This is a genomic window from Thermoanaerobacterium aotearoense, from assembly GCF_009905255.1.
Taxonomy (GTDB): domain Bacteria; phylum Bacillota; class Thermoanaerobacteria; order Thermoanaerobacterales; family Thermoanaerobacteraceae; genus Thermoanaerobacterium; species Thermoanaerobacterium aotearoense.
The window spans coordinates 2,365,508-2,387,359 of the sequence record NZ_CP047602.1 but is presented as its reverse complement, the minus strand read 5'-3'; the positions used below and the strand labels follow the sequence as shown (position 1 = coordinate 2,387,359).

Sequence of the window (21,852 nt, the reverse complement as noted above, 5' to 3'; positions counted from 1 at the left end):
TGCCAATGTGAAAAAGGGTGTGACATAAATGAAAGATTCAAGCAGTGTAGCTGTGACAGATTTTTCTGAAAGAAATAAGAAAGCATCAGAAAATCTGATTGTAAAGAAGATTGCTGATTTTTTAAAGTACTTAGGTCCAGCATTTGTAGTAAGCGTTGCTTATATAGATCCTGGTAATTTTGCTACAAATATAACTGGAGGAGCCAAGTACAATTACAGCCTTTTATGGGTCATCTTGTGGAGCAACATTATTGCAATCTTTCTACAGTATTTGTCGGCTAAATTAGGGATAGCTACTGAAAAAAATCTGTCTCAAATGTGTGGAGCCGTATTTCCCAAAAGGACTAATGTATTGCTTTTTATCGTCTCCGAGATTGCATCCATTGCAACCACGATGGCAGAATTTTTAGGCGGCGCTGTTGGAATATACCTTCTTTTTAGGGTTCCATTGGCCTATGCAGGTGTTATAACTGGAATTGTGACGCTTTTCATAACGCATCTACAGAAATTTGGACAGAGGGCAGTGGAGTCGATCATTGAAATGTTGATAGGTGTAATATGCTTAGCGTATGGATTTGAAATGTTTTTAGCAAAGCCAGAGTGGATAAAGGTAGGGCTTAGTACTTTGATGCCAACGATTGTTGATAAAGATGCCTTGTATATAGCAGTTGGCATGCTGGGAGCAACAGTAATGCCTCATGTAATATTTCTTCATTCCCAATTAGTCCAAAGCAGAAACAAAAATTTAAGTTTAAAAGAGAAAAGGCACCATTTGTCGATGGAAAGGCTGGACATTATTATAGCCATGAATATCGCCTTTATTGTCAATGCGGCTATGGTAATTGTGTCAGCGGCAGTTTTCTTTAAAAATGGCGTCTATGTAAATTCTATAGAAGATGCCCATAAGTCGTTAGAACCGCTATTAGGCCCTTTTTCCAGCATAGCTTTTGCATTAGCCCTTTTATCATCTGGTTTTTCATCATCTGCAGTTGGGACTATGGCAGGTGAGACGGTCATGGATGGATTTTTAAATAAAACTTTTCCTCCACTCTTAAAAAGGCTTATTACGATAATACCGTCAATTGCAGTTCTTTTCTTAGGCGTAAATCCAATGAATGCTCTAATATTAAGCCAAGTTGTTTTAAGTTTTGCACTTCCATTCGCCATAATACCGCTTTTAATAATAACATCCAAAAGGGAATACATGGGGCAATTTGCAAATAATTTGGCTGCTACAATTGCAGGGTGGGTAATTTCGATTTTTATAATACTTTTAAACGGAATACTTTTGTATACTACATTTCAAGGAATGTTGTGAACAAAACAAAAAGATGTCCGCATCAGGACATCTTTTATGCATAAACAAATGCAAAAATAGGAGGAGTAAAGTTTAAATCTCTGCAGTCCACAAGCCGTGCAAATTGCAATATGCCCAAGCTTGAATCTTTGCTGCATCCGTCTTGAATGTTGCCTCAGGTTTATCTCCTGGTTTTAACATCTTTCTCATGTAAATTCCGTCAGCTAAAATTGAAATCCATTCTATGTAGTGTTTTTCCTCCATAGGATGTTCTACGCTGCTAACTTTTACTGTTACTGTATCGCCGTCTTTCAATATCACAGGAACGTGTTTTTCTTTGCTGGCGTCAACTGTATTTACTATCTGCTCTTCCATTGGCTTTTCACAGCATGTCAATGTTCCATCACCAGCGTTTAAAACTTCTACAACATTTCCGCACTCCTTGCATTTGTAAACTCCAAATAAATTTGTCATGAAAAAACCTCCTTTTAATTTGAAGATAATTTATTTCTTTTGATAAAAATTATCTTTTGTAAATATTATACACCTCATATAAATTAAAATCAAGTAGTATATAATAATATATTTTTTGATAAAAATATGCTAATATATTGTATGAAAGCTTTGCTGCTTTTGCTGGAATATATGTTAAGAAGGTGAAAAGATGGGCTACAGGATAGAACACGATATTTTAGGATATATGGAAGTGCCTGACGATGCTTATTACGGCATTCACAGTCTAAGAGCTCATGAAAATTTCAATTTGTCAGGTCAATCAATTCATAGAGAGCTTATAATAGCGCTGGCACAGGTAAAGAAAGCGGCTGCCATAGCCAATAAAAACATAAAATTGCTTGATAAAAAAATTGCAGATGCTATAATTATTGCATGTGATGAAATAATAGAAGGCAAATTTCATGACCAATTCATCGTTGATGCACTTCAGGGTGGAGCAGGTACATCTGCAAATATGAATATGAATGAAGTCATAGCAAACAGGGCGATAGAGCTACTTGGCGGCAAAAAAGGAAATTACGACTTAGTAAGTCCTATCGATCATGTAAATTTAAGCCAATCCACAAACGATGTTTTTCCTACTGCTGTAAGAATAGCAGCTATTAAACTTTTAAAGCCTTTAAGTGAAAGCTTTGCTAATCTCCAAGTAGCACTTCAAGAAAAGGAAGATGAGTTTAAAGACGTAATTAAGATAGGTAGGACGGAACTGCAGGATGCTGTGCCTGTGATGCTGGGGCAGGAGTTTGGAGCGTATGCACAGGCAATCGCAAGGGATAGGTGGAGGATATACAAAGTAGAGGAAAGGCTAAGGCAGGTGAATATAGGTGGGACTGCTGTTGGCACAGGGCTAAATGCTGACATAAGGTATATTTATAGCGTCATTGAGATTTTAAGAGACATAACAGGAATTGGACTTGCCAGAGCTGAGTACATGATGGATCCTACTCAAAATAACGATGTTTTTGTGGAAGTTTCAGGCATGTTGAAAGCTGCAGCTACAAACCTTATTAAGATATCTAATGATATTAGGCTTATGTCATCAGGTCCAAGATGTGGACTTATGGAGATAACCATACCAGAAGTGCAAGCTGGTTCGTCGATAATGCCAGGCAAAATAAATCCAGTAATACCTGAGGCAGTAAAACAGGCAGCATATCAGGTATTGGCCTGCGATTACGCCATCACATTAGGAGCACAATCTGGGGAATTTGAGCTTAATTTCACATTGCCGCTTATTGCCTATAATCTTTTCAATGAGATTGACCTTCTTAAAAATGCAGTTGATATGTTTATATATAAATGCATAAAAGGAATTAAAGCAAATCGACATCACCTTGAAGAAATGGTGGAAAAGAGCTTGTCTTATGCGATTGTGTTAAGCCCTCATTTGGGATACGAAAAAGCATCCATGATAGCAAAAGAGGCTAAAGAGGAAGGAAAGACAATAAGGGAAGTTGCTAAAAAGTATTTTAAAGAAGAACAGCTTGATGCCATACTTAATGAATACGAAATGACAAAACCTGGCATACCGGGTTTAAAAAGATTGAGAGGGGAAAATAGATGAATACAACGCCAAATGCATCGAGGCTGCACATATCAATTTTTGGCAGAAGAAACGCTGGAAAATCAAGCATAATAAACGCTCTTACTAATCAAAACATCGCTATTGTCTCTGATGTAGCAGGAACCACAACAGACCCTGTGCAAAAAGCCATGGAGATACTGCCGATAGGCCCTGTAGTTATAATAGATACTGCAGGACTTGACGACACAGGAGAGCTTGGTGAATTGAGGATTAAAAAAACGTATGAAGTGCTAAATAGGACTGATCTTGCCTTGCTTGTGATAGATGGCATGGTGGGGCCGTCGGAGTTTGAGGAGGAAATTTTAGAGAAGATCAGAGAAAAAAATATTCCGGTGGTAGGTGTTTTAAACAAGGCGGATTTAGCTCAATTTCATTTCAATCAAAAAGCCGATTGGGAAAAAAGATTGAAATTGGAGCTTGTTGAGACGTCTGCCAATAATGGTTATGGCATAGAGGAGCTTAAAAGGCAAATAATAAAAAAGGCTCCTTATGATGATAAAGAGCTTTCTTTGGTGTCTGATTTGATAAATCCTGGTGATTTTGTGGTACTGGTGGTACCGATAGATAAGGCTGCGCCTAAGGGAAGGCTTATACTGCCACAGCAACAGGTGATAAGGGATGTGATTGAAAGTGATGCTATTGCCGTTGTCACGAAAGAATACGAGCTGAAAGAGACATTGGAGAATTTAGGGAAGAAACCGGCATTAGTTATTACTGATTCACAAGTTTTCTTAAAAGTAAGTGCTGATACACCTCGGGACATACCTTTAACGTCTTTTTCAATTCTTTTTGCAAGGTACAAAGGTGACCTTGACGAATTGACAAAAGGGCTTAAAGCATTAGAAAGGCTTAGACCCGGCGACAAGGTTCTTATAGCAGAAGGGTGTACGCATCACAGGCAGTCGGATGATATAGGAAAAGTAAAAATACCAAGGTGGATACGCCAAATTGTAGGCGGCGATATTCAATTTGATTTTTCCAGCGGAATGACGTTTCCAGATAATCTGGACCAGTACAAGCTTATTGTTCATTGTGGTGGCTGTATGCTTAATAAGAGAGAAATGATGTACAGGATATCCTATGCAAAAGGCAAGGAAATTCCGATTGTGAATTATGGACTTTTAATAGCATACGTGCAGGGGATTTTGCCGCGGGCTATTGAGATGTTTCCATCTGCAAAGCTTATATATGATGAGGACCAGCAATATTAAAGCTGGTCTTTTTAGTCGTCTTCTACAATGTCTAAAGAAAAGCTCTTTTTGTACTTAAACAGTACTACATACAAGATATATGCAATGCCTATAAGACCGCTTATTATAAACGTCATGTGTGCTCCTACTTTTTCTGCAAGGCTTCCTGCGTAGATGGCACCAATAGGTGTGACGCCCCCAAATACCAAAGAGTATACGCTCATGACCCTCCCTCTAAATTTATTGCTGGAATTAAGCTGTACAGTAGTATTTGCTGATGCGGAGAAAGTAATCATAGAAAATCCAGACAAAGCAAGGAGAATCGTTGTAAGCCAATAGTAGCTTTGAAAACCGATTAAGATTTGGAAGACACATAAGCCACATCCACCTAATATGAGATAGAATGGTTTCGCGCCTTTCTTGCTTAATGATGCAAGTATGAGAGCGCCTATTAATGCGCCAACACCCATTGATGACATGAGAAAGCCGTATCCTGTGGAATTTTGATTTAAGATGTTTTTTGCAAACACAGGCACTAAAACATTGAAATTTATGGCGAATGTGCTTAAAACCGCCATCATAAGTATAGTAGCAAAAATTATTGGAGTATTTTTGATGTAAAGAAGTCCTTCTTTTATGTCGGCTATCACATCTTCCTTTTTTAGCAATGCTCTTGATTTGTTCATTTTTACGTCAATAAGGATTAAACCAGTGATTACTGCAATAAAGCTTAATGCGTTAAGGTAAAAGCACAGTGCATAACCTAAAAGACCTATAAGTACGCCTGCGATACCAGGTCCTATGATTCTGGCTGCATTGAATATGGAAGAATTAAGCGATATTGCATTCATCAAGTCTTCTTTGCCAACTAAATCGATTATAAATGATTGCCTTGCAGGGTTGTCTATGGTATTTATGAAACCGACGATGGTTGCTAAAACGAGTATTTCCCAGTAGTTTATTGCATTTAGTGCGGTTAGCGTCGCAAGAGCCAAAGCTGTCACCATCAGACTTGTCTGAGTAAATATAAGGATTTTTCGCTTTGGAAACCTATCTATTACGACACCAGCAAAAAGAGATAAAAAAAGCATAGGCAGAAATTGAAGGGCGCTTACAACACCCAACAAAAATGCAGAATTGGTCAATTTAAGGACTAACCAATCTTGACCAATATTTTGCATCCACGTGCCTATGAGTGATATCATTTGTCCAAACCAAAACAATCTGAAATTTCTATGCTTCAATGCAGGGAAAACACTATCAGTAAGTTTTTCGAGAAAGATATAGAATGAGTTCAATTAAAATGCCTCCTATTTGTAAAAATCACATAAAAGCTCAATGGATTTATTAAAATTTTCACTGGCTAAATCAGGCTTGCCAATTGATATATACAAGTTGCCTAAAGCTTTGTAGGCATCTGAAAGTTCTCTTTTAAGCCCCAGCTTTTTTAATATTTCCAATGATTTATTTAGTTCCGATGCAGATTGGTTAAAGTCTTTAAGTTTTAGATGTATAGTTCCCAGCACAGTGTACAATCTGCCAATCTCTTCTTCTGCATTTAACTCTTTCAATATATTCATGGATGAATTTATGTGTTCAAGAGCTTTATCATAATTTTCTAAGTAGAACTCTATTCTGCCTAATTCAGTCAGATTACATGCCATGCCCGCTTTGTTGCCTAAATCTTTGTGCATAGAGTAACTTTTAAGGAAAAATCTTTTTGCCATATCGTATTTCTTAAGGTCTGTATAGACGAATCCCAACAAGTTGTATTCGCTGGCAATGTCGCTTTTTATGTTTAAGGCTTTGCTTATTACTAAAGATTTCCTTATGTAATTTAAAGCGTCGTTGTATTCCTTTAGTTTGTAGCTTATGAGTCCAAGACCATTGTTGCATTTTGCAATGTAGTTAACAGTGTTTGTCATTGTAGCATAGTTTAAACAGTTTAAATAGTAATCCCTCGATTTTATAAGTTCTCCCAGCTTGTTGTAAAGATCGCCAATGCTATAAAGTATCTTACATTTAAGCTCATAATTAATTATACTGCTTTTTTCGAATTCGTCGATAGCTTTCAAATAAAAAATCAGCGAAGTATCAGCATTTTGTAATTTTTCATGACACAGACCTATGCTGCAATATATTTCAACGAGAATTTCGTGTAAAGAATTTTGAGAGAAGTAAGGCAAGCACCTGTTAAATGAATCTAAAGCAGATTTGTAGTCTTCGATTTTTGTGTATGTTCTGCCCAAATAAAAACTTATTATATTTAAAGTGTATTCATCTACATTAAGCTCTAAAGCTTTTTGATAGTAAGATATAGCATCGGTTAAATTTCCGCTGTCAAGTGACTTTCTTCCTTCGATCACTAATTTCAATACTTTTTTGTAAGTATTTATCTCATCCATAAGCTCTGATTTGTCTTTGTAATCGTCGTCAAGAAAGTACACCAACGGTTTATTTAGCTTCTTTGCAATAAAATCTAAAGCCTTTAGCGAAGGATTTATCTTTCCCTTTTCTATTAAACTTATATAGCCTTTTGAAAACTCATCACCCGAAATATCACCCTGTTTTAAAAGGAGTTTTTTTCTTTCATCTCTGATTTTCTTTCCTAATTTGACCACATCCATCAGAAATTGGCCTCCCTCCCCCTTTTTATTATAAAATATATTATAATTTAACTAGTTGAAATTTTCAATCGCTTTTATTTGTGCTATTAATATATTTTAAGCAAAGTAAAATTTTTGCTGGCTTGATATTGTAGAAATTTGTTTTTTTGTGTAAATTCAATGGTATAATATTAATTAAATAGGCGGAGGTGTAAAAATGGGCAAATTAACCATAGTAGGGCTTGGACCTGGCGGGTTTGAACACATGACAATTGAAACTATTGACAAAATGAAAAATGCAGATAAGTTGTATTTGAGAACGGAAAAGCATCCTGTTGTAAAATATTTAAGAGACATGGGATTGTCTTTTGAAACTTTTGATAAAATTTATGAAAAAGCCTCGACATTTGAGGAAGTTTATGATAATATTACTCGGGAAATAATAGAAATTGCCGAAAAATGCGGTAATGTAGTCTATGCTGTTCCGGGCAATCCTTTAGTTGCGGAAAAAACTGTTGAGTATCTGTTAAAGTTTTTAAACGACAATGACGATATAAAGGTAGAAGTTGTTCCTGCTATGAGCTTTGTCGATGTTGTTGTAAATGAATTAAAAATAGATCCTATTTATGGATTGAAAATCATCGATGGACTTTCGCTTGATAGTATAAAACCTGATAAAAGGTGCAATAATTTAGTAACACAGGTTTACAATAGAAGAGTAGCTTCTGAAGTAAAGCTTAAGCTTATGGACATTTACGGCGACGAATTTTTGGTGACGGTCGTAAAAAGTGCTGGTGTAAAGGGCGAACAGCGAATTGAGACCATGCCTTTGTATAAAATTGACATGGTAGACTGGATTGATTACCTTACATCTATATTCATACCGCCTGTCAAAGGTATTTTTAAAGCAAGGTACGATATAGATGACTTGCTTGACATAATGGCAAAGCTCAGAGGTGAGAATGGATGTCCTTGGGATAAAGAGCAGGATCACAGCACATTAAAAAGATATTTGATTGAAGAATGCTATGAAGTAATCGATGCAATAGAGAAGGATTCAGACGAAGGTTTGTTGGAAGAGCTTGGAGACGTCTTGTTGCAAGTGGTTTTTCACTCTCAGATTGCTGATGAGAGAAAGGCATTCGACTTTCATGATGTATGTGATGCCGAGTGCAAAAAGATGATTTACAGGCATCCTCATGTGTTTGGAGTTGAGGAAATAGCTACTTCAGCAGATGTTCTAAAAAGGTGGGATGAGATAAAAAAAGATGAAAAAGGCTTTAAATCCCACACAAATGAGTTAAAAAGTGTTCCAAGGTCTATGCCAGCATTGATTAGGGGTTATAAAGTACAAGAGAAAGCGGCAAAAGTAGGCTTTGACTGGGACAATGTAGACGACGCAATGGCAAAAGTCTATGAAGAATTAAATGAATTTAAGGAGGTGTATAAAGGGAAAGACGAAAATGATAAAGTAGAAGAATTAGGAGATTTGATTTTTGCTGTCGTAAATGTTGCTAGATTTTTAAAAATTGACCCCGAAATTGCTGTCCATAAGACCATTGAAAAATTCATCCAAAGGTTCAATTACATAGAAGATGCAGCAGAGAAATCTGGACATAAATTGGAAGATATGACATTATCTGAGATGGATAGCCTTTGGAACGAGGCAAAAATGAATAAATTTAATAAAAAAGCACAAAAATAAGCTTAAACTAGCAGGATTTTTAAGATTTGTGAAGAATAAATAAGTGTAGTATAAATTACTAAGGAGGTATTATGGTGAATAAGGCAGATCTTGTTACTAAAATTGCAGAAAAAAGTGAGTTAACAAAAAAGGATGCAGAAAAGGCATTAAATGCATTTGTTGATGCAGTTCAAGAAGCTTTAAAACAAGGAGACAAAGTTCAGTTAGTAGGTTTTGGAACATTTGAAGTGAGGGAAAGAGCAGAAAGAAAGGGCAGAAATCCTCAGACAAAAGAGGAAATTACGATTCCTGCTTCAAAAGCACCAGTATTTAAAGCAGGAAAGGCATTAAAAGATTTAGTAAATGCATAAGATCAGGTCATATGACCTGATTGTTTTTTTGGAGGACGATGGACATGCGGCTTGATAAGTTTTTGAAAGTGTCCAGGCTTATAAAAAGAAGGACAGTGGCAAAAGAAGCTTGCGACAAGGGAATGGTATTTGTAAATGGAAAAGTGGCAAAAGCAGGCGATATTTTAAAAGTAGGCGATGTGGTAGAGATTAATTTTGGCAGTAGAGTAATAAAAGCGGAAGTTTTAGATGTAAAAGATCATGTGCTTAAAGATGACGCTGCTAAAATGTACAGGTTACTATAAAAAAGAATTAAATAGGACAATCCTTCCCATACTAAGATAAGGAATGAATTTTGAATGGGAGGGATTTTTTATGGCTAAAATAAAGTGGATTTTAATTTTTTTTATTTTTATGTTTGTTTCGACGTCATGTGGTACGCCAGCCAAAAAGCCTATACAGCCAACAAAAGAGAAAACAACGCTTCCTAAAATACCTGATAAAATAAGCCGTGGATATAATAAAGAGCCTGTCTTGAAAGTCTACATTACACAGACGGGGAAAATAGAGACAATGCCTTTGGAACAATATGTCATGGGAACAGTCGCAGGTGAAATAAAAAACGATTGGCCGCTTGAGGCATTGAAAGCACAAGCAATATTGGCGAGAAGCTACGTCTTAAATTTTGTCAATAATGAAAAATCAAAATACACAGATGCGGATATATCGACTGATTTCGAAGAAGCGCAAGCGTGGAATCCGTCAAATATCAATTCGAATATAAAGAAAGCGGTGAATGACACGAGGGGATTAGTGGCGGTATACGATGGAAAATACATCGAAGCATGGTTTCATTCAGATGCTGCAGGCAGAACGGCATTGGCTAAAGAAGGGCTTAATTATAAAAAAAGTGAGCCACCATACACAGAAAGTGTAAAATCAGACGATATTAAAGTAGCTCCTCCCAATATAAGAAATTGGTCATATACTTTTACAAAGCAGGAAGTTTTAAGTGCTTTAAACAAGATGGGCATAGAAATAAGCGATTTTAAAACAGTAAAGATAGGAGCGAAAGGAATATCTGGCAGGACGGTACTTCTGGACTTTGATAAAATACCTGTAAATGCGCCAGATTTTAGGATTGCTATTGGAAGTGAAAAGATGAAGTCTACAATGTTAGACAGTGTCAAATACGATGGAAGTAATCTTACAATAAAGGGAAGAGGCTTTGGGCACGGTGTTGGCATGTCTCAATGGGGAGCATATCAGATGGCTAAAAATGGAGCTAAAGCCAGTGACATCATAATGCATTATTTTAGAAATATAAATATTGTAAAACTTTGGGAGTAAAGAGAGCCAAAAGCTCTCTTTTTTGTTCTAAAAAATCTATGTGGACATAAAATTATTCTAAAAGAGGAGGTGTTATGATGGATGATAGAAAAGGGACAAACATCAACAAACCGCAAAATATCTCTGTGCAAAATAGGGAAAAGATGCAAATAACAGGCGTGGACAATGTTGTAAGTTTTGATGATGAAACTGTTGTGCTGGAAACATCAATGGGTATTCTCACGATTAAAGGCCAAGAACTTCACATAAATAAGCTGAATTTGGACGATGGAAATGTATCAATAGATGGCGAACTTATAAGTATTGTTTACAGCGATAGAGGCGGATTAATGGGTAAATCTGGCGGCTTTTTAAGCAGGATGTTTAGATGAATTTGAGAATTGATGTATTCCTTTAAATCATGTATTATAATAATAGATGATTTAAAGGGGATATGCTTTATGGATACTTATGTGCTTGTAGATTTTGATGGAACAATAACAAAAGAAGACACGTGTTATGCGATGGTAAAGGCTTTTGCTAAAGACGGCTGGCAAGAGATAGAGAAAGATTGGGAAGAAGGCAAGATAACTACGGAAGAATGTGCATTAGAGACATTTAAGCTTATGGACATGGATGAAGAAAAATTGAAATCATTGCTTTTGACGATGGAAATAGATTTATACTTTAAAGATTTCATGGAGTTTTGCAAAGATAGAGGCTATAAAGTTATAATAGTCAGCGATGGCTATGACTTCAACATAAGGACTGTCTTAGATAAATACAATATTGGCATAGAGTATTTTAGCAATAAACTGGACTTTCGCGACGGTAAAATTGTGGCATCATTTAATACATCTGATGATTGCGATAAATGTGGTTCTTGCAAGTTGGACATCTTAAAAAAGTATAAGAATGAAAACACGCGGATTATCTATATTGGCGATGGTTACTCTGATATTTGCATTTCAAAACATGCCGATTTGCTTTTTGCAAAAGGTGTGTTGTTAAAATACTGTGAGGACAATGGCATTCCATTTGTTCCATTTGGAGATTTTAGAGACATCATGGAATATTTAGAAAAAAGCGATAAACTATTTTAAGTTTATCGCTTTTGCTATTGGAGGTACAACTTGTTTTTTTCTCGATATGACGTATGGAAGGTAAAAATGATTGTCATCGATATTTATGTTAAATGCTCTTTCTAATAACTCCTTGTGATTGCCTGCAAACAAGAACAAAGAGCCCTCGTTGATTATATCTGTCAGCATTAGCAAAAGCATATCAAAGCTTTTGTTTTTTCTTTCCTCTTCCATGAATTTAAGAAGATCATCTTTAAGATTTCCGATGCTTGACAGTGTATTGACTTGTCCTATGCCAACTTTTAAGTTGCCGATTAAAAATTCTTTAAAGTCGGTATAAAATATCTCTTCAACTGTTTTGCCTTTTAAGGATGTGCCGGCTTCAAACATCTCTTTGCCGAAAGACTCTATATCTATCTCAGCTATTTCAGCTAATTTTTTTGCCGCTCGTATATCTTCTGGTGTGCATGTTGGCGATTTGAATACAAGCGTGTCTGATAATATGGCTGCACACATAAGCCCTGCAATACGCTTATCTGGCGTTATACCTCTCTCTTCATAGATTTTATTGATTATTGTAGAAGAACAGCCTACAGGCTGGTTTCTAAATAGTATAGGTTGATTTGTTTCAATGCCGCCAACTCGGTGGTGGTCAATGATTTCAAGGATAGTAGCATCCTCTATCCCATCAACGGCTTGAGACAATTCGTTGTGATCTACAAGTATTATTTTCTTTCTTTCATAGTCCAATATGTGACGCCTTGCCAATAGACCCAATACTTTCCCTTCATCATCAACCACAGGGAAATTTCTATATCTGTATTTTAACATTGTCTGTCTTACATCATCTATGTAATCACTGTCTTTAAATGTGACAATGTCATCTTTGATCATTATAAGTAATACAGGCAAGCATTGGTTTATAAGCTTTATGGTATCAAAAGTGTCGCAAGGTACTACTATTAAAGTGGAGTCAAACTTTTTTGCTTCTTCTATGACTGCATTCGATGGGGCTTCACCACCAGTGATTATTATGGTCTTTGCGCCTTTTTTTATTGATTCTAATTGGATGTTTTCTCTGTTTCCTACGATTAATGTCATGCCAGGTTCTATTCTGCTTACCACACTTTGCGTTTGCATGGCGGCGACAATTATATCGCCTCTTACAAATTCTTCATTCTTTAAGATTAGCTTTCCGTTTAATGTCTTTATGATGTTTTCAACTGGGATAGTGTAATTTGACAACTCATGTGATGATGTCAGGTATGCTTTTGCAAGGTCTCCCATAGTTGCAATGCCTTTTAATTTATTTTCATCATCTACAACCACAATTGTCTTGGAATTGTTACTTAATAAAATATTCCAAGCTTCATACATTGGTGCTTTTTCGCTTATGGTAAGTGGTTTATCATAAGCAATATCGCCAACCTGAGTATATACATTGTCTATCAATAGTGGTTCATTTACATCAAAATAGTCTAATACAAATTGCGTTTCCCTGTTAATAGGCCCAAGCCTTACTGGTACTGCATCTATTTTGTCAGCTATTCTCTTTAAATTGGCGTATGCGATCGCTGAACAAATGGAATCAGTATCTGGATTTTTATGCCCTGAAACAAATACAACACTCATATTCAATTTCTCCTTTGTTTAGATTTTTAAACTTCGCAAATTGTTTAAGATTGAAAGTTATGTAAGATTGTCATGAATATCGGTTGGCGCATTAAATGAATCATATCAAATTCCCACATAAATATAATATAATATGAGGAGGTATAATGTAAATGGTAATGAATGTTGAGAGTCAACTTTATTCTTTTCTTGTCATGTTATATGGTGGCATAATAATCGCTATTTTATACGATATATATAAATTGTTTAGATTTATACTAAGGCCAAAGAGGATTGGAACTGACATAGGAGATATTATCTATTGGATATTGGCTACAATCGTATTTATATTTTTTTTATATGTAAGTAATTACGCAGAAATAAGGTTTTATTCATTTCTTGGTCTTTTGATTGGCATACTTTTGTACGATATATTTTTAAGCCCTATTGTGATGAAAATACTGCTATTTTTTTATAAGGTCATAAAAAATACAGTGATATGGGTATATAAAATTGCATCATATCCATTTGTTGCTATTTATAAAATTTTATCGGTGCCTTTACGATATATTTCAAAGGTACTGGGCATTCCCGGTAAATTAATCAATAATACAATATCACATTTTAATATTTTTAAGAGAAAAAAATAAAGGATTTTTCTAATAAATGTCGAATATATTTAAAAGACTAAAAATGTGTGTGTGAGGTATGTTAACCATGAAACAAAGGAGAAAAATGAAGTTAAAACCTGCTCTTTTGATTCTTTTTGTCGTGTACATATTATTTACGCTTGTAAAACAGCAAATGACGTTAAATGTGCTGGATAAAAAATTGAATGCGGCTACTACGCAGGTAAATGCTGCTGAAGAAGAGAATAAAAAATTAAATAATCAGATAAAATATATAAAGACAGATGAATTTATCGAAAATGAAGCCAGGCAAAAATTAGGGCTTATCAAAAAAGGAGAGATAATGTTTATAGATACTGCTAAGGATACACAAAATTCCTCGAATTAAGGCGAATTTTTTAATATGCTTGATAGAAATGACTTTTTAATATATAATAAACATATTAGTAATCAAATAAAAAGAGGGAGGATAAACATTTATATGCCATTTCAGGTAGGAGAGGTAGTTGAAGGAACTGTTCTAAACATCACAGATTTTGGAGCGTTTGTTCAATTACCAGAAGGCAAAACAGGGCTAGTCCACATATCAGAAGTTGCTAACACGTATGTAAAAGACATAAACGAGTTTTTGAAAGAAAACGACAAGGTGAAGGTAAAGATTCTTTCTATGGATAAGGGCGGAAGAATAAGCCTATCAATAAAAAAGGCTTTGCCAAAGCCAAAACAGGCAAAAAGCAACAAAGGCTATGACGGTGACAATTATAACAATCGGAATAATAATATATCTTTTGAAGAAAGGATATCAAAATTTTTAAAGGATTCTGACGAAAGGCAGCAGCAGCTTAAGAAAAATTTTGATTCAAAAAGAAGAGGCGGCGGTTATAAAAGAAACGCTAGTTATTAAAACTTCGGGTAAGCCCGAAGATTTTTTATGGGAGGACTAATATGAGGTGTTCTGTTATCGATATAGGAACAAATTCTGTCCGCCATCTTGTCTGCGATGTGGATGGAGAAAATATTAAACACATAAAGAAGGATGTTAAAATAACGAGGCTTGGAGATTCTGTGTCGAAAAATGCAAAATTATCCACTGATGCTATTGGAAGAACAGCAAATGCAATAAAAGCTTTTTTAGATGATGCTGAAAATCTCAAGGTACAAGATATATATGCTTTTGCTACATCTGCAGTTAGGGATGCTAAAAATGCTGATAGTCTTATAAATGAACTTACAAAACTTGGTATAAATGTTGATATAATAGATGGTGAGACTGAAAGCCTTTATGGATATATTGGTGTCTCGTACGGAACAAAAAAAGATAATGTGCTGGTTTTAGATGTTGGTGGAGGAAGCACAGAATTTTCATATCTTAATGAAAACCTCGTGAAAAAAAGTTTTGACATAGGTGCTTTAAGACTTACTGAGAAATTTGTAAAGAATGATCCTATTTCGATTGATGAGTATAATAATATAAGCCTATATATAACAGACATGCTTACGCCGTTTATAAGCGAGAATCGAGAAATACCTACAGATATAGTAGTCATAGGTGGCACAATAACAACACTTGCTGCTATGTCACAGGATTTAAAAATGTATTCGAGAGAATTAGTTCATGGATATGTGCTCAGTAAAAGCGAAATAAAAAGGTTGCTGGATTTAATGATGTCGTTGAGCTTGGACGAAAGAAGACTTTTAAATGGCTTGCAGCCTGAAAGAGCTGATATTATCGTTGCTGGCACAATAATAGTCTATACAATTTTAAAACTTTTGAACTGCACTTCAATTACCGTAAGCGAGTGGGATAATTTGGAGGGCGCTTTAGTAGAAAAATATATAAAAGAAACTAATGGGAAAAACTAATGGGAAAATAGGCAATTAATTTATGGCGCTGTATGCAAATAATATATGCACCACAATGGAGAAAAAGATGGATTACAAGCTTTGGAAGAAATAACCGATGCTTATTTTGCTGTATATAGAGAAAAAACAAAAAAGCTGAGATTACCTGTTGCTCAGCTTTTGTCCTAATTCCAATATTTTATTGTCATGATATAACGTCTTAATCGTCATGTTGTTTACATCTATTTGTACTCTATCAATTTTTTCACTTATTTCATCAATTTTTTCGTGAACAATCTGTCTATCATCAAATAAAGCTCTTATTTTATCAGTTATCTCATTATCAATCTTAGTGCCAAGTTTCTTTATTTCTTCTTTTGCAGTATGTAATTCAGATTTTAGATCAGTCATTTCCTCTTTTACATTATACACTTCCCGACTTTAAATCAGTCATTTCTTCTTTTATACTATAAACTTCAGATTTTAAACCAGCCATTTCATCTTTTACACTATAAACTTCAGATTTTAAATCAGTCATTTCTTCTTTTACACTATAAACTTCAGATTTTAAACCAGTCATTTCTTCTTTTATACTATCTACATCTGACCTCAAATCAGTTATTGCTTTATTTAAGTCTCCTATATTATTGTTGATTTTTTCCAACAAAAAAAGAATTTTTTCTTCCTCCATCAACAAAAACCTCTCTTTGGCACAAAATTTTTCTCATAGATTTATTCTAATTTATAAAGTTTATAAATTCAATAGTATTTAAGACTCATTTTAAAGCTTTTTTCATGTTTATTTAATGTATTTAATATTATCTTATATTAAAAAAACATATAAAAAAATCACTCACCTTTCTTGGTAAATGATTATGCTCATTCATTTTGACTATATGTTTTTTAAAAACCTCAAACTGTTGATTTTACTTGGAAGTAGCGGCGAGTGGAGTCGAACCACCGACACTGCGGGTATGAACCGCATGCTCTAGCCAACTGAGCTACGCCGCCATGTTTGGTTGCGGGGGCAGGACTTGAACCTGCGACCTCCGGGTTATGAGCCCGACGAGCTGCCAACTGCTCCACCCCGCGATGCACTATTTAATTGGTGCCGGAGACCGGAATCGAACCGGTACGGGCTTTAAAGGCCCGCAGGATTTTAAGTCCTGTGCGTCTGCCAGTTCCGCCACTCCGGCACTCACATCAACCAGCGACATCATTAATTATATTACATAAAGAACAATAAGTCAATACCTTTATGAATATAGTTTGTGTTGCAAATGAAATCATGTCTTTTCGGGATTTAAATATACTAACTAAATTTGACAAAAGTCGTTAATTTTATATAATTTATTATAGTACTTTACAAGAAGTTAAAAAATTAACAACTCAAGGAGGGTTAAGATTGATAACTATATCTAAAGATGAGATGCTTGACTTTTTTCATAAGTTAACAGCTTTTTTACCTTTGCTTTTTGAGGACAGTGTATCTTTTGCTATTGTAGATAATGAAAAATATTTAGAAATACAAAATTGCGATGAGCTTCCTATTAATGCAAAAGTAGGCGATGCAATTCCAGAGGGTGGAGCAGCCTTTGAAGCTCTTAGAACTGGAAACTATATTATAAAAGATGTACCAAAAGAAGTATATGGAGTGCCATTTAAGTCATATGCTATCCCTATAAAAGATTACGATAACACTGTAATTGGAGTCCTACTTATGGGGAAAAGTTTAGAGAAAAGACATAAAGTATTGTCACTATCAGAAAGTTTGGCATCATCACTTGAGCAAATATCTTCATCAATTCAGGAGGTTTCCTCTGGAGTTGAGATTGTAGTTAATTCTAATACTAAGATATTGGAAGAAGTAAATAAAGCTATTGAAAATACGAAAGGTACTGATGATGTTTTAAAATTTGTTCAAAACATTTCTAAACAGACGAATTTATTAGGTTTGAACGCGGCTATTGAGGCTGCAAGAGCTGGCGAAAAGGGTAAAGGCTTTAGTGTAGTTGCTGAAGAAATACGAAAGCTATCTAATAGCAGCAGTGAATCAATAAGTAGAATAGACTCGATATTAGAAAAAATACAGGAATCCATAAAAAGTATATCTGACAAAATAAATGAATCAAGTTCATTTTTTGAGACGCAAGCTACCGCTTTTGAAGAAATTAGTTCTTCTATAGAGGAATTAAGTGCTACTTCTCGGCTTTTAGAAGATCTATCTAGAAGTTTGTAGGATTATAAAAGCAGTGTGGATTTTTCATTTTCGCTCTGCTCAAAACAAAAATCCGAATTTATAGCGCACCTCTGCTTATTTTGCAGGAGTGCTTTTGTTTTTATAGAGGTAATAATTTGCTTCTGTCAATTGCTGTTTCAAACATTTGAGATGGTATTACCAAATAGACGGAGAAAGAGAGCTTTATTTGGAAAGTTACTGGTTTAGAAGCAGATTATATATTTTATATTGTAGATGTTTATATAATTGTGGTATTATATGGATAGAGTAATCGGATATGGCAGGGTGTGGTTGCCACTTTCCCGCGAAGGGAGGTGGTTGCATATGATGAATACATATGAAACGTTATCTTTAATGATAATGTTTGGAATGTTCGTCATAGCACTTCTTAGTTTTAACAGAAAAAAATAACCACCCTGCTGCAACCAGAGTGGTTATAAATTTATAACTTACGCTGGGCGACCGCACTTTGCGGTGCCGATTACTCTTACTTATATTATAACACGATAAGAATAAAAGTAAACAGCAGAAATCCAACGAATAAAAAATTAATTTTAATTTACATTTATGGTATATATGAGTCAATATGTATGGTTAAGTGAATGCGAATTTTGCGCTAACAAAAAAGAGCATTGGTTTTGTTTGATTATAAATGCCGGATGGAAAGTTTTATACGAGGAGGAAAGACTGCTAAGTTATGAAGCATGATAGCTTGAAATTGCCTTTTTTAAAAAGAGAATGGCTTTATAAAAGGAAATGAATAAAGATTTTTAGCCAACTTATGATGAATTGAAACAAATTTTTAAAAGGTTGATATTTTTAGACACAGTTTTGTTACAAAATTTACATTTTTTTAATATATTTGCAAATGAGATTTTGCTATGGTATAATTTAATTAATTCAATAATATGCTATAACGCTGAATTCGTATGAAGCGGGGAAACCAATTTTGGGGTGAATCCATTTATATGGAGGGGTTATCTTTCGACCCTAACCCGTCAGCTAACCTCGTAAGCGTTGAAAGAGGAGGAAATAGCATGAATATATTCGGTACAACTACCTTCTATTAGTTGCCGGGTTCAAGCTATAGATTTTCTCTATGGCTTTTTTAATACCCTAAAATAGAAGGAGGTTTTTTAAGATGAGATTACCTATTTTTTCTGTCATTGGTGCCGGCAACGGTGGGCAGGCAATGGCGGCACATCTTTCGCTAAAGGGTTTTACAGTTAATTTGTACAACAGGTCTCGTGAAAAATTAGTTCCTATCTTAAATAATGGCGGTATCTATCTTGAGGGTGTGGTAGATGGATTTGCAAAGATTAATATGGTCACTGATAGTATGGAAGACGCTATAAAAGATGCAGACATAATCATGGTGACTGTCCCTGCCTCTGGACACAGGGATATAGCTTATGAAATGCTACCGCACTTAAGAAATGATCAGATAATAGTTTTGAATCCGGGCAGGACTTTTGGCGCGATAGAATTCTATAACATTGTCAAAATTAGAGATGATATAAATGTGGTAATTGCAGAGACTGATACGTTTATATATGCTTGCAGATCGAATAATGGTGTGTCGAAAATATTTAAAATAAAAGATGTAGTTTCACTGGCAGCTATACCGTCTTGGAAAGCTGATTATGTTGTTGATTTATTGAGGTTGGCTTATTCGCAAATAGTGCCTGCTGAAAATGTATTAGAGACCAGTTTGAATAACATAGGTTCTATCTTTCATCCAGCGCCTACACTTTTGAACTCTGCAAGAATAGAGACTACAGAAGGTGATTTTCAATATTATTTGGAAGGAATATCGCCATCGGTTGCCAAAATATTGGAAAGAATGGACAGAGAGAGAATAGCAGTTGCTCACGCTTTAGGCGTCAATGCTGTTACAGCACTTGATTGGCTTAAAGATGCATACGGCGTTATTGCAGATAATCTGTACGATGCGATACAGAATACAGATGCTTATAGAGGCTTGTTAGCGCCAAAGAATCTTGATTGTAGGTACATTTTTGAAGATGTGCCAATGAGCTTGGTGCCTATTTCATCAATTGGCAAACAATTAGGCATTCCTACTTATACTATAGATTCTATAATTCATCTGGCGTCATGCATGCATGAGGTAAACTACTGGAAAATCGGACGCACAGTGGGGAAATTGGGATTGGAAGGAAAAAGTGTAGAAGAAATAAAGGAAATGATAGAGGGGTTAAAGGAGGAGATCACTGTCGCATGAAAAAGTATATTATTGCAGCTTCCATAGAAAATGATGTTCATGTTGCGGGAGTATATAGATTTTTAAATATGGCGGAGCAGGAAGGGTATAGAGTGGAATTTTTAGGTCCTGCTACATCTATTGATAGATTGATAGAAATAGTGCTTTTAAAGAAACCTGACATAGTAGGTGTAAGCTATAGATTGACTCCAGAGGCACTAAAATCCATATTAAATGAGCTTAGAGATAAAATACGAAAATATAGTTTGGACAATGTTAGATGGATATTTGGAGGGACGGAGCCAAATTGTCTAATTGCTAAAGAATCAGGGATATTTGAGGAAATTTTTGATGGAACTTTTGGTGATGAGCACACAGTTTCATATCTAAGAGGAAAGAAAACCGTATATAGCAAAGAAGAATACGGTAAAGATGTGGTTGAAAGGATTGAAAAAAGCTATCCGTATCCTATAATAAGACATCACTTTGGACTGCCTTCGTATGATGATACGCTTGAAGGTGTAAGGAGAATCGCGGAAGAAAAAGTTCTCGATGTAATATCGATAGCGCCTGATCAAAACACACAAGAGCACTTTTTTGATAAGAATTATAAAGAATCACTTGATGGGGCAGGTGGCGTACCTATAAGAACTGAAGAAGAATTTAAAAGACTTTACGATGAGTCAAGGCGTGGAAATTATCCTTTGCTTAGATGTTACAGTGGAACAAATGATGTCTTTAAAATGGCAAAAATGTTAAAAGACACGATAAATAATGCCTGGGCTGCTATACCCCTTTGTTGGTACAATGTATTAGATGGCAGAGGGCCAAGACAAGTGGAGGAGTCAATTAGAGAGAATCAGATGTTGATGAAATGGCATGCTGACAGAAATATACCTGTTGAAGTAAATGAAGCACACCATTGGGGACTTAGAGATGCACATGATGCTATTTATGTGGCGGCAAGCTACATTGCAGCGTACAATGCGAAGAAAATGGGTGTAAAGACGTATATAGCGCAGTTTATGTTTAATGTTCCTCCTACCGCATCTCCCAAAATGGATCTTGCTAAAATGCTGGCGTCCATAGAACTGGTAGAGAGTTTGCAGGATGATAACTTTAAAGTATTTAGACAGGCAAGGGCAGGGCTTGCAAGTATGCCGCAGGATCTTTATGAGGCAAAAGGGCAGCTTGCATCCAGCGCATATCTTTCCATGGCGATAAAGCCACACATATACCATGTTGTAGGTTTTTGCGAAGCACATCATGCTGCAACGCCAGATGACATAATAGAAAGTGTGAAAATCACAAAAGCTGTGGTGAATAACACTTTGCGTGGCATGGTGGATTTTACTAAAGATCTTGATGTTGTAAAGAGGAAAGAGGAACTTGTAAATGATGCGATGGTAATAATCAATGCCATAAAGGATCTTAATACACTGTGCAGCGATCCGCTGTCAGATCCACATACACTATCACAGGCTATAAAGCTTGGCATTTTAGATGCACCGCATTTAAAAGGAAATAAAAGCGCAAGTGGCATGCTGACTACAAAGGTCATAAATGGTGCGTGCTATGCTTATGACTATGATAGCAACAGGATTATTAAAGAAGAAGAAAGAATATATAATATAATTCAAAATTATCAAAAACTCATAATCGTAGCGTAGG

The 21,852-nt window shown here is 35.4% G+C and carries 23 protein-coding genes, 3 tRNA genes and 1 riboswitch; of the genes, 17 read left to right on the top strand and 9 right to left on the bottom strand.

All coding sequences use genetic code 11. The features are described from left to right. Nucleotides 1-28: 28 nt before the first annotated feature. The gene (locus tag GSH73_RS11970) at nt 29-1,318 is read left to right on the top strand and encodes an Nramp family divalent metal transporter (protein WP_014757740.1); all 1,290 of its coding nucleotides are present in this window, start codon (nt 29-31) and stop codon (nt 1,316-1,318) included. 72 nt (nt 1,319-1,390) lie between these two features. Here GSH73_RS11970 and GSH73_RS11965 read toward each other — a convergent pair whose 3' ends face one another. Then, the gene (locus tag GSH73_RS11965) at nt 1,391-1,771 is read right to left on the bottom strand and encodes a desulfoferrodoxin (RefSeq protein WP_014757741.1); all 381 of its coding nucleotides are present in this window, start codon (nt 1,769-1,771) and stop codon (nt 1,391-1,393) included. A 190-nt stretch (nt 1,772-1,961) separates the two neighbouring features. Here GSH73_RS11965 and GSH73_RS11960 point away from each other — a divergent pair, with 190 nt between their 5' ends. Both GSH73_RS11960 and hydF read left to right on the top strand, forming a co-directional pair. Beyond that, entirely contained in the window at nt 1,962-3,377 is a 1,416-nt protein-coding gene (locus GSH73_RS11960) for an aspartate ammonia-lyase (protein WP_014757742.1), read from the top strand. Beyond that, a complete protein-coding gene (gene hydF / locus GSH73_RS11955) occupies nt 3,374-4,609 on the top strand; it encodes a [FeFe] hydrogenase H-cluster maturation GTPase HydF (RefSeq protein WP_014757743.1) in 1,236 nt (411 codons plus the stop codon). Before GSH73_RS11960 ends, hydF begins: the two co-directional genes overlap by 4 nt. 11 nt (nt 4,610-4,620) lie before the next feature. Here the strand turns inward: hydF and GSH73_RS11950 are convergent, their stop codons facing one another. Together GSH73_RS11950 and GSH73_RS11945 are read right to left on the bottom strand one after the other, a co-directional pair. Continuing rightward, nucleotides 4,621-5,886 (bottom strand): MFS transporter, encoded by a 1,266-nt coding sequence (locus tag GSH73_RS11950; protein WP_014757744.1) that lies wholly within the window; start codon nt 5,884-5,886, stop codon nt 4,621-4,623. A gap of 12 nt (nt 5,887-5,898) precedes the next feature. After that, nucleotides 5,899-7,215, bottom strand: coding sequence for a tetratricopeptide repeat protein (locus GSH73_RS11945; RefSeq protein ID WP_014757745.1), 1,317 nt, complete (start codon nt 7,213-7,215; stop codon nt 5,899-5,901). A 196-nt stretch (nt 7,216-7,411) separates the two neighbouring features. On the opposite strand from GSH73_RS11945, the gene yabN reads away from it, so the two are divergent. The 6 genes from yabN (at nt 7,412) to GSH73_RS11915 (ending at nt 11,660) form a co-directional block, all read left to right on the top strand. Next, nucleotides 7,412-8,899 carry a bifunctional methyltransferase/pyrophosphohydrolase YabN gene (yabN, locus tag GSH73_RS11940; RefSeq protein WP_014757746.1) on the top strand — a complete coding sequence of 496 codons (1,488 nt, stop codon included), beginning with the start codon at nt 7,412-7,414 and terminating at the stop codon, nt 8,897-8,899. 74 nt (nt 8,900-8,973) lie between these two features. Further along, on the top strand, nt 8,974-9,249 hold the full coding sequence (locus GSH73_RS11935; RefSeq protein ID WP_013296814.1) for an HU family DNA-binding protein: 276 nt from the start codon (nt 8,974-8,976) through the stop codon (nt 9,247-9,249). Between the two features lie 44 nt (nt 9,250-9,293). After that, complete coding sequence (locus GSH73_RS11930; protein ID WP_014757747.1) at nt 9,294-9,533, top strand: RNA-binding S4 domain-containing protein; 240 nt, start codon at nt 9,294-9,296, stop codon at nt 9,531-9,533. 70 nt (nt 9,534-9,603) lie between these two features. Further along, the gene (locus tag GSH73_RS11925; RefSeq protein WP_014757748.1) at nt 9,604-10,578 is read left to right on the top strand and encodes a SpoIID/LytB domain-containing protein; all 975 of its coding nucleotides are present in this window, start codon (nt 9,604-9,606) and stop codon (nt 10,576-10,578) included. A 77-nt stretch (nt 10,579-10,655) separates the two neighbouring features. Then, on the top strand, nt 10,656-10,949 hold the full coding sequence (gene yabP / locus GSH73_RS11920) for a sporulation protein YabP (protein WP_014757749.1): 294 nt from the start codon (nt 10,656-10,658) through the stop codon (nt 10,947-10,949). Nucleotides 10,950-11,018: 69 nt separating this feature from the next. Next, the gene (locus tag GSH73_RS11915) at nt 11,019-11,660 is read left to right on the top strand and encodes an MtnX-like HAD-IB family phosphatase (RefSeq protein WP_014757750.1); all 642 of its coding nucleotides are present in this window, start codon (nt 11,019-11,021) and stop codon (nt 11,658-11,660) included. Here the strand turns inward: GSH73_RS11915 and GSH73_RS11910 are convergent. Then, nucleotides 11,652-13,271 carry a putative manganese-dependent inorganic diphosphatase gene (locus GSH73_RS11910; RefSeq protein WP_014757751.1) on the bottom strand — a complete coding sequence of 540 codons (1,620 nt, stop codon included), beginning with the start codon at nt 13,269-13,271 and terminating at the stop codon, nt 11,652-11,654. The genes GSH73_RS11915 and GSH73_RS11910 overlap by 9 nt on opposite strands. Nucleotides 13,272-13,423: 152 nt before the next feature. Here GSH73_RS11910 and yabQ point away from each other — a divergent pair, with 152 nt between their 5' ends. The 4 genes from yabQ (at nt 13,424) to GSH73_RS11890 (ending at nt 15,742) form a co-directional block, all read left to right on the top strand. Continuing rightward, the gene (gene yabQ, locus GSH73_RS11905) at nt 13,424-13,900 is read left to right on the top strand and encodes a spore cortex biosynthesis protein YabQ (RefSeq protein ID WP_014757752.1); all 477 of its coding nucleotides are present in this window, start codon (nt 13,424-13,426) and stop codon (nt 13,898-13,900) included. A gap of 67 nt (nt 13,901-13,967) precedes the next feature. Continuing rightward, nucleotides 13,968-14,267, top strand: coding sequence for an FtsB family cell division protein (locus GSH73_RS11900; protein WP_014757753.1), 300 nt, complete (start codon nt 13,968-13,970; stop codon nt 14,265-14,267). Between the two features lie 93 nt (nt 14,268-14,360). Beyond that, the gene (locus tag GSH73_RS11895; protein WP_014757754.1) at nt 14,361-14,783 is read left to right on the top strand and encodes a S1 domain-containing RNA-binding protein; all 423 of its coding nucleotides are present in this window, start codon (nt 14,361-14,363) and stop codon (nt 14,781-14,783) included. 41 nt (nt 14,784-14,824) lie between these two features. Then, nucleotides 14,825-15,742 carry a Ppx/GppA phosphatase family protein gene (locus tag GSH73_RS11890; RefSeq protein WP_014757755.1) on the top strand — a complete coding sequence of 306 codons (918 nt, stop codon included), beginning with the start codon at nt 14,825-14,827 and terminating at the stop codon, nt 15,740-15,742. 141 nt (nt 15,743-15,883) lie between these two features. Here the strand turns inward: GSH73_RS11890 and GSH73_RS11885 are convergent, their stop codons facing one another. From GSH73_RS11885 to GSH73_RS11865, 5 genes are all read right to left on the bottom strand, one after another. Beyond that, entirely contained in the window at nt 15,884-16,132 is a 249-nt protein-coding gene (locus GSH73_RS11885) for a hypothetical protein (protein WP_160175250.1), read from the bottom strand. 13 nt (nt 16,133-16,145) lie between these two features. Next, complete coding sequence (locus tag GSH73_RS11880; RefSeq protein ID WP_160175249.1) at nt 16,146-16,412, bottom strand: hypothetical protein; 267 nt, start codon at nt 16,410-16,412, stop codon at nt 16,146-16,148. A gap of 246 nt (nt 16,413-16,658) precedes the next feature. Beyond that, nucleotides 16,659-16,732 (bottom strand) — tRNA-Met (locus tag GSH73_RS11875). Nucleotides 16,733-16,737: 5 nt separating this feature from the next. Next, a tRNA-Met gene (locus tag GSH73_RS11870) sits at nt 16,738-16,813 on the bottom strand. Nucleotides 16,814-16,827: 14 nt separating this feature from the next. Then, nucleotides 16,828-16,917 (bottom strand) — tRNA-Leu (locus GSH73_RS11865). Nucleotides 16,918-17,150: 233 nt separating this feature from the next. Here GSH73_RS11865 and GSH73_RS11860 point away from each other — a divergent pair. From GSH73_RS11860 to GSH73_RS11850, 4 genes are all read left to right on the top strand, one after another. After that, entirely contained in the window at nt 17,151-17,960 is an 810-nt protein-coding gene (locus GSH73_RS11860) for a methyl-accepting chemotaxis protein (protein ID WP_432416189.1), read from the top strand. A 258-nt stretch (nt 17,961-18,218) separates the two neighbouring features. Next, entirely contained in the window at nt 18,219-18,371 is a 153-nt protein-coding gene (locus GSH73_RS13790; protein WP_349267013.1) for a putative holin-like toxin, read from the top strand. Nucleotides 18,372-18,867: 496 nt separating this feature from the next. Then, nucleotides 18,868-18,991, top strand: a riboswitch (cyclic di-AMP (ydaO/yuaA leader). A gap of 110 nt (nt 18,992-19,101) precedes the next feature. Next, complete coding sequence (locus GSH73_RS11855) at nt 19,102-20,202, top strand: NAD/NADP-dependent octopine/nopaline dehydrogenase family protein (protein ID WP_014757825.1); 1,101 nt, start codon at nt 19,102-19,104, stop codon at nt 20,200-20,202. Further along, nucleotides 20,199-21,851: a cobalamin B12-binding domain-containing protein gene (locus GSH73_RS11850; protein ID WP_014757826.1), complete on the top strand. Its 1,653-nt coding sequence runs from the start codon at nt 20,199-20,201 to the stop codon at nt 21,849-21,851. Before GSH73_RS11855 ends, GSH73_RS11850 begins: the two co-directional genes overlap by 4 nt. The last annotated feature ends 1 nt before the right edge of the window (nt 21,852 follow it).

Coding starts and splice junctions, on each gene's coding strand:
- GSH73_RS11860 (WP_432416189.1), top strand. CDS start 17,151: ATGCTTGACTTTTTTCATAAGTTAACAGCTTTTTTACCTTTGCTTTTT.
- hydF (WP_014757743.1), top strand. CDS start 3,374: ATGAATACAACGCCAAATGCATCGAGGCTGCACATATCAATTTTTGGC.
- GSH73_RS11960 (WP_014757742.1), top strand. CDS start 1,962: ATGGGCTACAGGATAGAACACGATATTTTAGGATATATGGAAGTGCCT.
- yabQ (WP_014757752.1), top strand. CDS start 13,424: ATGGTAATGAATGTTGAGAGTCAACTTTATTCTTTTCTTGTCATGTTA.
- GSH73_RS11965 (WP_014757741.1), bottom strand. CDS start 1,771: ATGACAAATTTATTTGGAGTTTACAAATGCAAGGAGTGCGGAAATGTT.
- yabP (WP_014757749.1), top strand. CDS start 10,656: ATGGATGATAGAAAAGGGACAAACATCAACAAACCGCAAAATATCTCT.
- GSH73_RS11970 (WP_014757740.1), top strand. CDS start 29: ATGAAAGATTCAAGCAGTGTAGCTGTGACAGATTTTTCTGAAAGAAAT.
- GSH73_RS11880 (WP_160175249.1), bottom strand. CDS start 16,412: ATGGAGGAAGAAAAAATTCTTTTTTTGTTGGAAAAAATCAACAATAAT.
- GSH73_RS13790 (WP_349267013.1), top strand. CDS start 18,219: ATGGATAGAGTAATCGGATATGGCAGGGTGTGGTTGCCACTTTCCCGC.
- GSH73_RS11900 (WP_014757753.1), top strand. CDS start 13,968: ATGAAACAAAGGAGAAAAATGAAGTTAAAACCTGCTCTTTTGATTCTT.
- GSH73_RS11915 (WP_014757750.1), top strand. CDS start 11,019: ATGGATACTTATGTGCTTGTAGATTTTGATGGAACAATAACAAAAGAA.
- GSH73_RS11910 (WP_014757751.1), bottom strand. CDS start 13,271: ATGAGTGTTGTATTTGTTTCAGGGCATAAAAATCCAGATACTGATTCC.
- GSH73_RS11890 (WP_014757755.1), top strand. CDS start 14,825: ATGAGGTGTTCTGTTATCGATATAGGAACAAATTCTGTCCGCCATCTT.
- GSH73_RS11925 (WP_014757748.1), top strand. CDS start 9,604: ATGGCTAAAATAAAGTGGATTTTAATTTTTTTTATTTTTATGTTTGTT.
- yabN (WP_014757746.1), top strand. CDS start 7,412: ATGGGCAAATTAACCATAGTAGGGCTTGGACCTGGCGGGTTTGAACAC.
- GSH73_RS11930 (WP_014757747.1), top strand. CDS start 9,294: ATGCGGCTTGATAAGTTTTTGAAAGTGTCCAGGCTTATAAAAAGAAGG.
- GSH73_RS11945 (WP_014757745.1), bottom strand. CDS start 7,215: ATGGATGTGGTCAAATTAGGAAAGAAAATCAGAGATGAAAGAAAAAAA.
- GSH73_RS11895 (WP_014757754.1), top strand. CDS start 14,361: ATGCCATTTCAGGTAGGAGAGGTAGTTGAAGGAACTGTTCTAAACATC.
- GSH73_RS11850 (WP_014757826.1), top strand. CDS start 20,199: ATGAAAAAGTATATTATTGCAGCTTCCATAGAAAATGATGTTCATGTT.
- GSH73_RS11885 (WP_160175250.1), bottom strand. CDS start 16,132: ATGACTGATCTAAAATCTGAATTACATACTGCAAAAGAAGAAATAAAG.
- GSH73_RS11855 (WP_014757825.1), top strand. CDS start 19,102: ATGAGATTACCTATTTTTTCTGTCATTGGTGCCGGCAACGGTGGGCAG.